Below are 14,026 nucleotides of genomic sequence, written 5' to 3'. Positions count from 1 at the left end.
CCCCACAAGGTACTGAGTCTAATCATCCATCTAAAGCAACTGCTGAGACCAAAGATTCTGAACCAGCAACCCCAGCCATGGAATCAGGACGCGAAGAAGATCAATCTCCTGCGGAACAAAAGGGTGAGGAGAACCAGCTGGAGAATCCAGTTGAGGGGGTAAAGGATGTTGGTGAGTCTGCCCCACAAGAACCCCAAAAACAACCAGAACAACCAGAACAAACGGCTCCATCTCCAGAGGTCAACCCAAGTCAAGGAAACGAACCAGAATCAGCTGTTCAGCCTGAACCCTTATCTCCCCAAGAACAGTCAGATTCACAAGAGCAACCAACTGTCCCAAGTCCAGTAACGAAAGAAAAAGTATTGGAATATAAAACAACATATAAAGCTTCACCAGCCTTAAATTACAAAGAGCAACGAGTAGAAGTAGCAGGCGAAAATGGTAAGGAAGTGACAACTACTTCTTACAGTTTTGATGAAAGTACTGGGAAAATAGTAGAAAACACTTCAACAAAAATAGAAAAACATCCAGTAGATAGAGTTGTTAAGGTTGGAAATGTAGAAGAAACAAGATCAACAACCAAAAGACGTGAACAGTTTATCGCGGATGAGTCACTTGATAAAGGGGTTAAAGTAGTTAGAGAACAAGGTCAAGATGAAGAAACAACGACTATAAGTGTTTATAAAGTAAATTCGACGACAGGAGAATTAACTGATCCAGAAGTTTCAACAAAAGTAGCCAAAGCAATGCAAGCGAAAATAACGGCAGTAGGAACAAAACCAACAGTTCAATCACAAGAAATTCCTTTTAAGACAATTTATAAAGCATCGTCAGATTTAAGTTACAATGTGCAACAAGAAGAAACACCAGGGGAGAATGGTAGCTCAGTATCAACTACAAAATACACAGTAAATCAAGAAACAGGAGCTATCTCAGAAGAAACTACAACAGAAAACACTCCAGCTAAAGACAAAATAGTAAAAGTTGGAAATGTAGAAAAGATCGTGTCACCTATAGAAATCACCGAGTTGAGAAAAGATAACCCTGAACTTCCGAAAGGAAAAGAAGAGGTTCAAAGTGAGGGCGAGCAAGGGGAAACAACCGTCACTAAAACTTATGAAGTTAATTCTGAGACAGGAGAGTTAACAAATCCAACAGAAAAAACTGAAGTAACGAAGCCTATGCGACAAAAAGTAATCTTGGTTGGTACTAAAGAAGACACTCAACTTCCTCAGACCAAAGTAGAGACCAAAGTCGTTCCTTATGAAACCATTTATGAAAAGAATGAAGCACTAGACCACGGCGTTACAAGAGTAAAAATTCCGGGTGTTGAGGGACAAGAACAAGTTACTACTACCTATACTAAAGATCAAGCAAGTGGAAATATTTCTGAGAGTAAAACTGTCAAAATAGTAGTTAACAAAGTTGATCAAGTTGTAGAAGTTGGAACTAAACCGAGTGTTGAAACTACTGTCCTATCTCGTAAAACGATTTACCAGGTGAATCCTGCTTTGGAGTTCAGACGACAGGAAGTAGCAGTTGCAGGACATGATGGTTCGGTGGAAACTAGGACGACTTATCAACTAGACCAGGCAACAGGTCAGGTGAGGGTATCTGACACTACTAGACAAGTGAATCCAGCAGTCGATAAAGTGATTCAAGTTGGTAATGTGGAAAAAGTAATACAACCGATTGCTGTTACTGAGGAACGAAGAGAGGATTCTTCTCTTGCTAAAAAGATGGAAAAGGTAGCCTCTGAAGGAGAAGTTGGTGAGAATACACTTACCAGAACCTACGCTATCAATGAACAAACTGGTGAATTGGTTAATCCTCGAGAAGTGAGTCAAATAACAAAACCAATGAAACCGAGAGTTGTTTTAGTTGGTAGTCAGGAGGATAAACCACACTTGCTTCCAGCTAATAGTGAGAGAGAAGATGCTGTGGATGTGTCTGCTCTGACCACAAGCGCGAGGTCAGTAGACTTCTTACATGACAGTAAACTAAAAGCACAGTTAGAGCCTACCTATGATCCTCGAGATATTATAACAAGGAGAATTGCGCTCAGAAAAACACACCCAAATATCACTGACCAAGAGGTCAAAGATATGTTGCGCATAGAGTATCTTCAAAAACTGTCAATCCAAGAAAGCTTTGATCAGACGAAGAGGCAAGCTGAGTCAAGTTTCAAAAAGATTGCCTCGCATACATTAGGAATTATAGGAGATACCCCTGAAAATCGCAGCAAGGTCAAACAAGAGCTGGAGCAATACAAAGAGCAGATTTTGTTGGGACTGTCTTATATCAATCGTTTTTATAATATTCAATTTGGGGACACGAATATTCGTGATATTCTGGCCTTTAATCCAAGTTCATTTGGCAATAAGACAATGACAGCCTTGGCTAGTTTGAAAAAATTAGGATCCATGTCTTATGAAGAGATAAAATTGACCAATAGTCCTCAAACATTTACAAAATATTTATCGACTATCACCGGTAAGGCTAGCTTGAAGGAATTTTTAGACAGCAATCGCCAACTCTTTACGTCAGATGATGCGGATACCTGGCTTAAAAAATCTAGCCAAGCTATGATTGTTGAAAAACCATCTAAGGAAAATCCTTCAGCGCATGTCGGGCTGTATAGCAAGTTGACAGCTGGGGAAAAGGATCCTCGTAAACAAGAGGCTAATATGGCTGCTATTTTGGGACTTTTGAATGTGAAAGAACCAAATGTTTATGTGATTAGTAATATGGCGACGATTACTTACGGTAATATTGGTTCCTATATAGATACTTCTCTCGCCCAGTCTAATCCAACTAAGTACCAGGCTGAGCTTGCTAGAGTCAAGTCTTTAATTGAAAAGGCGGCTGTACAACAAGCCAACTATGTCGATACTCTTTATCGTATAACAAAACCAGAAAATCGTGATAAGTTGCTGACAAATCGCTTGATTATTGATACGATGAAGAAATATACAAGTAATCCGAATGCCCAGATTGATAGCACTTGGTCACCAGCTACTGGTAGTGGAGCTGATAAGGGGGTCGACCAGTTTATGACTCCTATGAATTACTATTCTCCAGTAAGTAAGGTGGGAGCTGAGGCTAATGGATTAGGTGTCCGTTACTTTATAGATAGAGTTCTGGATGATAGAGGTTCAGCGACTTATTCTCATGAAATGACGCACTTACTAGATAGAACGGTCTTGTTTAATAATCACGGTCGTCGAGATGGTACAGCCGCAGAGTTTTATGCGCGTGGTATTTTTGAAAACTCCTATAATCCAGAAAAGGATACTTATTTCAATCTCAACTTTGTATATGATGAGAGTGATAAGGATGGATTTTACAATAAGACACCTGATCGATTTAAAACGGCAGAAGATTTGCAATCTTACATGAAGGGAAGTTTTGATGTCCTTTATACTCTAGATTATCTAGAAGCTGAGGCAACGAAAAATCTAACTGATGAAGAAAAAACTAAATATTTCAAGAAAATAGTTCCTATTAGTTCACCATTTAGAAGATGGATAGATTACCGTAATACAGCAGTTAAACCGACTCATAAGAGTGAGGAGATTCAAGCTCTGACCTTAGAAGATGCCAAAAACTTGACAGATATTGATAGTTTAATTGACAATCATATCCTGGTCAATCGTTATATCATTGCTGGCTTTAAGGATAAAGGTAAAATTGCACCAAATGGTTACTATACCGTTGATATGTTTGATACCATTTATGGTGTTAGTCAAAATGACTCTGGTATGAGTGGGGACATCACCTTTAGAAAACAAGCCTTTGAATTGATGGCTGCTTTGGGCTACTATGAAGGATTTGTTCCTTATGTATCAAATCAGTTTAAAGAAGAAGCTGAAGCAGAGGGAGTACCGTTATCAGATAAATATATTTTTGATAAAATTCTAGGAAAAACATATGCTGAGTTCAAAAAAGAGCAAATAAATGAGCGTGTTGAGAAATTAGGTAAGTTAACACCAATTACTATAAATTACAACGGAAAAGAAGAAGTGATTGATAGTAAAGAAAAATTACAAGAGCTTATGAATAAAGCTGTTAAAGAGGAACTTGCTCAAATAAAAGCAGGAAACACAACAGCTCAGAAATTTATGTTTATCGAAACACCAGTGCAAAAACTGAAAAAAGCGATTTATAAAGCTTATCTCAAAGATTCAGATGATTTTAGACAGTCGATTTATAATAGCTAAGACAAAAGGAACATCTCTCTGGAATGAATATTCAGAGGGGTGTTTTTTGCGCTCTTGTAAGGTTTGACCTTGTTTCTTGAAAATGACAGTTTATATGAACATGGAGTGATTTTCAGACTTTTCCACAAATTATAGAATCTTTTCTGAGGATTTAGGGAGTGATGGAGGAAGTCTTGAAAGCGCTTTTGTTTTGTGCTATAGTCAAGTCAATAGACTTGTTTAAAGAGGAATGCTTGTATGAGAAGAGAAGAAGTTTTACGAAATCACTGGTTTTTTAGTCAAGAGGTGGGGAAAGAAGAGGCCTTGGCGCCGGATTTTCAGAGGGAAAATTGGCAGTCGATTCAAGTACCACATGACTGGAGTATTTACAATGATTTTGATCAGTATTCGCCAGCGCAAAATGAGGGTGGGCAGCTAAATGGTGGTCAAGCTTGGTACCGGACACAGTTTTACTTGGAAGAAGATGCCAGTCTTGTTTCTGTGCGTTTGCTCTTTGATGGGGTTTACATGAATGCCCAAGTCTATATCAACGGGCAAGTGCTGGGCTATTATCCCAATGGCTATACACCCTTTTCTTATGATATCACCCCTTATCTAAGAAATGATGGGACGGCCAACCAGCTTGCGGTTTTTGTGGAAAATCAGCAACCTAGCAGTCGTTGGTACTCTGGTAGCGGTATTTACCGAGAAGTAAAATTATTGATGACAGATTCGGTGCATCTGGATTTGTATGGGATTAAGATAGAAAGTCCCAAGCTCAAGGAACAAAGAGATAGATGGGTGGAGACTCAGCTTACAAGTAAGGTTTCAAATGATGGCTCTCAGTCTGTGTCGGTATATTTGGAGCAGAGTATCTGGTATGATGGACAACAGGTTTCAGACTGGCAGGCGACAGACTCTCTAGTGATTGAGTCTGGAGGCAAACATCATTTCCAACAAGCCATATCAATTTTTCAACCCTTGCTTTGGGATATTGATCATCCTCACCTTTACCAATTGAAGACTCGCCTCTACAAAAATGGCATTTTGGTTGATGAAGAAGAGGAGACTTTTGGTTACCGCTATATGGATTGGCAAGCGGATAAGGGTTTCTTTCTAAATGGTCGCTGGTTGAAGATTCATGGGGTTTGTTTGCACCATGACTACGGAGCATTGGGAGCTGTGGAAAACAAGTCAGCTGCTGAGAGACGCTTGCGCCAGATGAAGGAAATGGGGGTCAATGCTATCCGAATTACCCATAATCCAGCTAGTAGTATTTTGCTGGATCTGTCTGCCAAAATGGGCTTACTTATCCAAGAAGAAGCCTTTGATACCTGGTATGGAGGCAAGAAAGAATATGATTATGGTCGCTTTTTTGAGGAAGAAGCGACTCACCCAGATGCGAAAGCAGGCGATTTCTGGTCAGATTACGATTTGCGCATCATGATTGAGCGTGGCAAGAACAATCCAGCTATTTTTATGTGGTCCTTGGGAAATGAAGTCAGCGAAGCAAATGGCGATGCCCATTCATTGAAGACGATCAAACGCTTGCTAGAAAGGGTCAAGGAAGTGGATGAGAGTCGTTTTGTGACCATGGGAATGGATCAATTCCGCTTTGGCGATGGTTCTGGAGGTCATGAAAAGATAGCCAATTTGCTGGATGTGGTGGGCTTAAATTACTCGGAAGATAATATTGACGGGATTCGCAAAAGACATCCTAAGTGGCAACTTTATGGGTCTGAAACCTCATCGGCTACCCGAACGCGTGATAGCTATTTTCGCCCAGCTAAGGAATGGGTTGGGGATAATCGCCGCGTGCGGAATTTTGAACAGTCAGACTATGGAAATGATCGAGTTCCTTGGGGGAAGACAGCGACGGCTTCTTGGATAGCAGATAGAAATCGGCTAGACTATGCGGGTCAGTTTATTTGGACAGGAGTGGACTATATTGGTGAGCCCACTCCTTGGCACAATCAAAATGACATGCCTGTAAAGAGTTCCTATTTTGGGCTTGTGGATACGGCAGGGATTCCTAAAAATGACTATTATTTCTATCAAAGTCAGTGGTTGGACCTAGATCAGTATCCCATGGTTCATATCCTACCTCACTGGAATTGGGAAATCCACAAGAGTTATCAACAAGTTGTGGATAAGTATGGGGATATCCTTGTTCGAGTGTATTCAAATGCTGGTTCAGTAGAGCTATTTCTCAATGGAAAATCTCAAGGTAGGAAGACCTTTCAGGAGAAATGGACTTCAGATGGCAGAAAATACCAAGAGGGAGAAGGTTCTGACCAACTCTATCTCGAATGGCCTTTGGCTTATCAACCGGGAGAATTGCGTGCTGTGGCCTATGACTGTCAAGGTCAGCTTGTGGCAGAAGATAAGGTGGTGACTGCAGGTAAGCCAGCCCAAATCGGCTTACATGCCGAGAAAACACAACTGGAGCCAGATGGGCAAGATCTCCTCTATCTTTATTTTGATGTATTGGACCAAGCTGGAAATTGGGTGCCGACTGCTTCCAATCAGCTTCATTTTAAAATTGAAGGCCCTGCTCGTATTGTAGGTGTGGATAATGGTAGGCAGGCCAGTCGTGAACGTTACCAAGCCCAGAAAAATGCTCGGTTTCAGAGGAAAGCCTTTCATGGCAGAGCTGTACTTTTGGTTCAGAGCTTGGAGCAGGCAGGTCGAGTGAGAGTAAAAGCCAGTGCTAGAGGGCTAGAGCCAGCAAGTTTTGATCTTTTAGTGGGAGAGACTTTTGATTGCCAGCTAGTGAAAAATCAGCGCTTATTTGAGATTCGAGTGGACAAGCAGTCAGGATTACAAGAAGGGGATTCCCCAGCCATTGGACTTTATCCACAAACTGTGGATAACCCTGTGAACAAGGTGGGGAATAGTGAAGTGATTTGGGAGATGAGTGGCAGTGCCCACGCCATTATCAAGCAGGGAGTGCTTCATTGCTTGTCTGCAGGGGACTTGGCTATCCGCGCCATTTATCAAGGGAAGGCCTATCAAACTCATTTGCAGGTCGCAGAAAATACCTCACTAGGGCAAGCAGTTTTTGTACGACCACTTCGCTTATATACAGATAGGGGGACTTATCCACAGCTGCCATCTTCAGTCTTGGTAGACTATGAGTCTGGCGATGCAAAACGAGTCAAGGTTGTTTGGGAGGCAATCTCCGAAGAAGATATGGCAAGCTTTCATGAGTTTATGGTATCTGGTCAGCTGGAAGGGCTGGATTTAAAGGCTTCTGCTCAGATTTGTGTCCAAGGGATTTGCGCTATTGAGACTGAAAGGATTTGGACGCTTGTCAAGGAAGCCCCACACCTACCAGACCGAGTTAAGCTAGTCTTATCAGATGGCAGACGAGATACGGCCAAGGTGACTTGGGATGAACTCGATCCTCAAGTCTATGCTCAGGTAGGAGAATGTATTCTTACAGGACAAGTAGCGGGCTGTGAGTTGCCAGCAACAGTCACCATTCATGTGACAGATGCCAGTGTAGATGGGGAAGTCATTTCCAATCAGTGGACAGGATCCAACCTGCCTCTGGTATTTGCTTCCCACTCAGAGCCTAATCACCCAGTCTCTTACCTCAATGACAAGGTCATTTCTCGGAAGAAATCGACAGCCAATACTTGGATTGCCAAGTCAGAGCAAGCCAATGTCGGCATTCTTTTTGGAGATGCAGGGATTTTAAAACCGCGATTTGTGGATAATGTGACCTTGTATTATGTCGAAAATCAAGACTACGTGGCGGTGGATCCTACCCATATCGATTATTATGTAGGGAATGAGCCTAGCTTGCCTCGGACTCCAAATCATTTGGACAAGGATTCTCTGCTCAAACAAGAGGAGAATTGGCGCCCTGTATCAGCTATCCGAAAAGTGTCAAGTGACAAGGATGAGGAGCTTCGTTTTGAATTTGACAAGGTGGAAACCTATGCCCTTCGTCTTCGATTTGAAAACTTGGCAAGCCCCCTAGCCTTAACAGAATTGCAAGTGTATGCCAAAAAAGTAAAGAAAAATGTAGATAGGAAGTAGTATGGTAAGAGCAATAAAACCGCATGGCCCCTTGCCTAGTCAGGCCCAGTTAGCGTATTTAGAGGATGAACTAGCAGCCTTTATCCATTTTGGGCCTAATACCTTTTATGACCAGGAATGGGGGACAGGTCAGGAGGATCCTGAACACTTTAACCCGACACAGTTAGATGCGCGTGAGTGGATTCGCGTGCTCAAGGAAACGGGCTTTAAGAAGTTGATTTTGGTGGTCAAGCACCACGATGGCTTTGTCCTCTATCCGACGGCTCACACAGATTATTCGGTTAAGGCCAGTCCTTGGAGGGATGGAGAGGGGGACTTGCTCCTTGAAGTATCTCAAGCTGCTACAGAATTTGATATGGATATGGGGGTCTACCTGTCACCCTGGGATGCCCACAGCCCGCTCTATCATGTGAACCGAGAAGCGGACTATAATGCCTATTATCTGGCTCAGCTGAAGGAGATTTTATCAAATCCTGCTTATGGAAATGGAGGGAAATTTGCTGAGGTCTGGATGGATGGTGCCAGAGGAGAGGGTGCTCAAAAGATCAATTATGAATTTGAAAAATGGTTTGAAACCATTCGTGACCTGCAGGGAGATTGCTTAATTTTTTCAACAGAAGGCACCAGTATCCGCTGGATTGGCAATGAACGAGGATATGCTGGTGATCCCCTGTGGCAAAAGGTGAATCCTGATAAACTAGGGACAGAAGCAGAGTTGGACTATCTTCAACATGGGGATCCCTCGGGTACGATTTTTTCAATCGGTGAGGCAGATGTTTCCATCCGGCCGGGTTGGTTTTACCATGAAGATCAGGATCCTAAGTCTCTTGAGGAGTTGGTCGAGATTTATTTTCACTCGGTAGGGAGGGGCATGCCTCTCTTGCTCAATATTCCGCCGAATCAAGATGGGCTCTTTGATGGAAAGGATATTGAACGCCTCTATGAATTTGCGGCTTATCGCAATGAGCTCTATAAAGAAGATTTGGCTCTGGGAGCTAAGGTATCTGGTCCAGCTCTTTCCGCAGACTTTGCTTGTCATCATCTGACAGATGGCCTTGAGACCAGTTCTTGGGCAAGCGATGTAGGCTTGCCTATCCAGTTAGAACTCGACTTGGGAGCGCCTAAAACTTTTGATGTAATTGAGTTAAGAGAAGATTTGAAGCTAGGGCAACGAATCGCTGCTTTTCATGTGCAAGTAGAGGTGGATGGTGTCTGGCAGGAGTTTGGCAGGGGCTTCACAGTTGCTCATAAGCGCCTCTTGCGAGGGCCGATAGTAGAGGCACAGAAGGTGCGCGTGATGATTACAGAGACACAGGATTTACCTGTACTGACCAAGATTTCCCTCTATAAAACTCCTAGCTTATCAAAAAAAGAAGTTGTTCAGGGATTAGCATTTGCAGAAAAAAGCCTAGCTGTGGCAAAGGGAGAGACTCTTCATTTTAGGATTGAACGTAGCGAAAGTAGTACTCCTTTGGAAGCTAAGATTTCGATTCAACCGGGGACAGGTGTCCATGGTGTCGTCTATCAGGACGAGATTCAAGTCCTTCAATTCCAAGCTGGGGAAAGCAAAAAAGATTTGACCATACCAACCCTGTATTTTGCTGCCGATAAGACCTTGGATTTCTATCTGAATCTGACTGTTGATGGACAGCTGATTGATCAAGCTCATATTTTAGTTGAAACGAGATAAAATATCTTAACAACTCATTTCTTTTCCGAATAAATAGATAGTAGCAGTGAATCTAGTAAACCTAGATTTAAAAATGTGCTATAATGAAAGGAGAAGAAATATGACATTACGTCATCCGGGCATTAGCCCAACTAATGACTTGGTTGCTAAGAAAATTTTCAGCAACCCAGAAATCACTTGTCAGTTTATTCGCGATATGCTGGACTTGCCAGCCAAAAATGTGACCATTTTGGAGGGAAGCAACATTCACGTCTTGCCTTCCCTGCCGTACTCGGCACAGGATTTCTATACCAGTATAGATGTTTTAGCTGAACTAGATAATGGCACTCAAGTAATCATTGAGATTCAAGTCCATCATCAGAATTTTTTCATCAATCGCCTGTGGGCTTATTTGTGTAGTCAGGTCAATCAAAACCTAGAAAAAATTCGCCAACGTGAAGGTGACACCCACCAGAGTTACAAACACATTGCACCAGTATATGCTATCGCAATCGTGGACAGCAATTATTTCTCAGATGACCTAGCTTTTCATAGTTTTAGTATGCGCGAGGATACGACAGGTGAGGTTTTAACCATCACCAATAATGGACAAGAAAATCATCTGGTTAAGATGGCGTTCTTGGAACTAAAAAAATACAGAGAAACCAGCAAAGATAGCATTCGCAAGCCGTGGTTGGAGTTTTTTGGTAATAAGCCTTTTACCCAGCAACCCGAGCGAGCCATCAGTCAAGCAGACCAACTGCTGGACTACAAGAGCTGGGCCGAGGAGGACAGGGAGATGTTTAGTGAACAACGCAGACGCGAAGAACAAGCCTTGCTAGCGCAGGACTATGCCTTGGAACAAGCTGAAGAAAAAGGGTTGGAGAGAGGTCGTGCAGAAGGTCTTGAACGTGGTCGAGCTGAGGGGATTGAACAAGGCATCGAAAAAGGTTTAGAGCGTGGACTTGAACGTGGTCGAGCTGAGGGGATTGAACAGGGCATTGAAAAAGGTTTAGAGCGTGGACTTGAACGTGGAAAACTTTTTGCCTTTCTGGATATGGTTCGGCAAGGACTTCTGACTTCCGAGGTTGCCAGCCATCAGCTGGGTATGAGCGTCGCTGAGTTTGAGTCGCTATTGAAAAAACATTACAAATAAGACCTAAAAAAATACAGAGAAACCAGCAAAGACGAGGTTCGCAAAGCATGGTTGGAGTTTTTTGGGAATAAACCTTTTACCCAGGAACTCGAGCGAGCCATCAGCCAGGCAGACCAACTGCTGGATTACAAGAGCTGGTCCGAGGAGGATAGGGAAATGTTTAGTGAACAACGCAGACGCGAAGAACAAGCCTTGTTAGCGCAGGACTATGCCTTGGAACAAGCTGAGGAAAAAGGGTTGGAACGCGGTCGTGCAGAGGGGATTGAACAGGGTTTAGAGCGTGGTCACATGATTACAGCCTATGAGAATGTGGCTCTCTGGCATGAACACGACATTTCCCACTCATCAGCTGAGCGTATCATCACACCTGATACGACCATCTTGATTGACTACATGCTCAACCGTTTTGGAAATATCGTCAAGAACTTGACGGTCTTACCAGAAAACATGATCCGCAACATGAACGCGACTTTTGGTCTGATCTTTAGCCAACGTGCCATGTTGACCTTGATTGAACAAGGCATGACCCGTGAGCAAGCCTATGACTTGGTACAACCAAAAACAGCCTACTCTTGGGACAAGCAAGTAGACTTCAAACTACTTCTGGAAGCAGATCCAGAGGTGACATCACGTTTGACACAAGAGGAAATCGATGAGATTTTCAACCATCTTTACTATACCAAACGAGTGGAGCCTATCTTTGAACGTCTAGGATTAGAATCATTAGAAAAAATCGAATTTCTATGACTCCATTTATAGGAGTGAGAGAACTTCGATTTTTATATTATCTCAAAGCCCTTTGCTAAAAAATATAATAGATTGAAACTAGAATAGTACACCTCTACTTCTAAAACATTGTTAGAAATCTATTTGACTGTCCTGATTGATTCATCCTGTTCTTATCTCATTTCACTATATTCACCGATAGTGAATCTCTACAGAGGACTTACACCTCAGATGCACGACATGCCCATCGTATAAAAAAATCTCCTACCCAAGGTAGAAGAATTTTAATCTTATAAAACTTAATCCGTCATGTCCGATACCAAAGTTCGATGCTCCAATGGAATACTGCACATAACTAGCAAGAAAATAAAGCCTGACTGAATCCAGAAGAGAGCCAAGTCAAAAATTCCGTGCACAGCAACCACTGTAAGGAAAGATAGATAAAGGCCGATAATCGGACGTTTCCCCGACTCCTGACTCATATCCATCATCAAGCGAACAGGAGCAACAGAAGACAAAACTAATAAAATAGTCCCCACAATTCCGTAACTCAGAATCGTATCAATATAAAGGCTATGAGCATGTTCATGATAAGGAGCATGTATCCGAGGATACGAGTGCATGTAGGTCAATGGCCCCTCACCCCAAAAAGGATTTTGCTTAAACAAGGCCATCCCAGCATCCCAAATAGAAATTCGTTCTGCCATAGAAGAATCTAAAGTCCCCATCCGAACTCCCAAATCACTGGAAAAGAGGAAGCTCAAGCCAATCGCAAATACCCCAATACTAAGCCAAAAGGCCTTCCAGTTTTTAATAGTCGTAAAGAGATAGATGATTGCTCCAGCGATAATAGCAGGAAAGGCAGTTCGATTTTGCGTAAAGTTCAATCCAAAGAGATTAACAAAGCCTGCAATCACACAGAATACTTTCAACCAATTCAACTTGGTCGTTGTAAATAGATAGAAAGCAATCATGATACAGAAACAACAAATAATTCCATAATAATTAGGATTAAAGAAGGTCACTTCTGCACGATTCTGATGCCACACCTGCATATTGGGTGAAAGAAAAGCATAGTTGAATTTCTTCACAATTTGGAAATGTTCTAAACTCGCAAAAGCAGCTGACAAGACGCTACCAAACAAGACGAGCTGCAAAATTAATCGAAAGAATTTATGTGATAAAATCGACTGATATTGCAAAAATAAAATAGCAAACAAAAACATTCCTACTGAAGCCACAAGACCCATCCAATTTTGTGCAAGAATGGATATAACAGTACTATAGCCAAGAAAAAGAAGCAGCATCGGATGCTCCCCCATTTTCTGAAGAATACTTTTCATGTCTCCTGTAAAAATCAAACTGATAATATATAAACAGAATACAACTACAAAAAGATAAAAGGGCAAAAAGATACTCAGGATAATTCCCAATAAAATCAGCTCTTTACTAGACAACCCTATCAGCTTTTCAATAAAGCCTATTGATTTCAAAATGAATCCTTTCTCTCCAAATCAGCTGATTCAGATAATAGTAAGCTATCCTATATTGTACCACTTTTTTAACAATTTGAAAACAAAGGAAACGTTTTCCAAAATAAAATGTAATTCGAATGTGATAATTGAAAGTTCTATAATGAAGTTAGCCACCCAGCCCTCCTAAAAATTAGATGGTTCAACTAGCTGATAGCTAGCCCGCGATTTCATTTGATAAGAGGCTTGATGCTGTTAGACTGACAAGCCAAGGCTAAGATTAGCCTTGGTTTAGCTGACAAAACTGCTTCAAGGGTTCCTCTTGTCAAATGAAAGCTCTTCTAGGCATAAGAAAACACCTCTGTGTTATACTTGTTGTTCAATCACAAATACAAGAAAGGCACAGAGATGCAAAACCATTATACTACAAAAGCCAAACATTTGATAATCGATAGCCGTCGCTTAATCGAACGATGGAAAAAGGAAGGGAAATCAAATAGAGAAATCGCCTCTTTACTTGGAAAAGCTCCTCAAACTATCCATACTGAAACAAGCGTGGGACAGTCTGACAATGTCTTGGAAAAGGACGCTTTAAAGAGGTTTATTCTGCCGACTATGCTCAACAGTCTTATGAAAATAATCGCAAGCGCTCGGTCAAGAAATCAAGATTGAACAAGGAGTTGAAGGAAAAGATTCTCCACTATCATAACCAAAAGATTTCTCCTGAAATGATGGTCTAGGCTAAGGGCGTTAATGT

At 41.8% G+C, this 14,026-nt stretch carries 5 protein-coding genes and 2 pseudogenes; 6 read left to right on the top strand and 1 reads right to left on the bottom strand.

Going from position 1 to position 14,026, the window contains the following annotated elements:
* The 5 genes and pseudogenes from HT691_RS04420 to HT691_RS04400 form a co-directional block, all read left to right on the top strand.
* On the top strand, positions 1 to 4,220 hold a 4,220-nt coding region (locus HT691_RS04420), incomplete at its 5' end, for a ZmpA/ZmpB/ZmpC family metallo-endopeptidase (RefSeq protein ID WP_172925269.1).
* A 237-nt stretch (positions 4,221 to 4,457) separates the two neighbouring features.
* Positions 4,458 to 8,246: a sugar-binding domain-containing protein gene (locus HT691_RS04415; RefSeq protein WP_172925268.1), complete on the top strand. Its 3,789-nt coding sequence runs from the start codon at positions 4,458 to 4,460 to the stop codon at positions 8,244 to 8,246.
* Position 8,247: 1 nt separating this feature from the next.
* Entirely contained in the window at positions 8,248 to 9,936 is a 1,689-nt protein-coding gene (locus HT691_RS04410; RefSeq protein WP_050208109.1) for an alpha-L-fucosidase, read from the top strand.
* A 100-nt stretch (positions 9,937 to 10,036) separates the two neighbouring features.
* A complete protein-coding gene (locus tag HT691_RS04405; protein WP_138706796.1) occupies positions 10,037 to 11,071 on the top strand; it encodes an Rpn family recombination-promoting nuclease/putative transposase in 1,035 nt (344 codons plus the stop codon).
* Between the two features lie 279 nt (positions 11,072 to 11,350).
* Positions 11,351 to 11,818, top strand: a pseudogene (locus HT691_RS04400) (adenylosuccinate lyase); the annotation flags it as partial.
* Between the two features lie 278 nt (positions 11,819 to 12,096).
* Here the strand turns inward: HT691_RS04400 and HT691_RS04395 are convergent.
* Positions 12,097 to 13,290: an O-antigen ligase gene (locus tag HT691_RS04395; RefSeq protein ID WP_023934640.1), complete on the bottom strand. Its 1,194-nt coding sequence runs from the start codon at positions 13,288 to 13,290 to the stop codon at positions 12,097 to 12,099.
* Between the two features lie 387 nt (positions 13,291 to 13,677).
* Here HT691_RS04395 and HT691_RS04390 point away from each other — a divergent pair.
* Positions 13,678 to 14,006, top strand: a pseudogene (locus tag HT691_RS04390) (helix-turn-helix domain-containing protein); the annotation flags it as partial.
* Positions 14,007 to 14,026: the final 20 nt, after the last annotated feature.

This window comes from Streptococcus sp. 477, assembly GCF_013277295.1.
GTDB lineage: Bacteria > Bacillota > Bacilli > Lactobacillales > Streptococcaceae > Streptococcus > Streptococcus pseudopneumoniae.
This window is presented reverse-complemented; position numbering and strand designations above follow the sequence as displayed.

Excerpts from the sequence above, each read along its gene's own strand:
- HT691_RS04415 (WP_172925268.1), top strand. The coding sequence starts at position 4,458 with ATGAGAAGAGAAGAAGTTTTACGAAATCACTGGTTTTTTAGTCAAGAG.
- HT691_RS04410 (WP_050208109.1), top strand. The coding sequence starts at position 8,248 with ATGGTAAGAGCAATAAAACCGCATGGCCCCTTGCCTAGTCAGGCCCAG.
- HT691_RS04405 (WP_138706796.1), top strand. The coding sequence starts at position 10,037 with ATGACATTACGTCATCCGGGCATTAGCCCAACTAATGACTTGGTTGCT.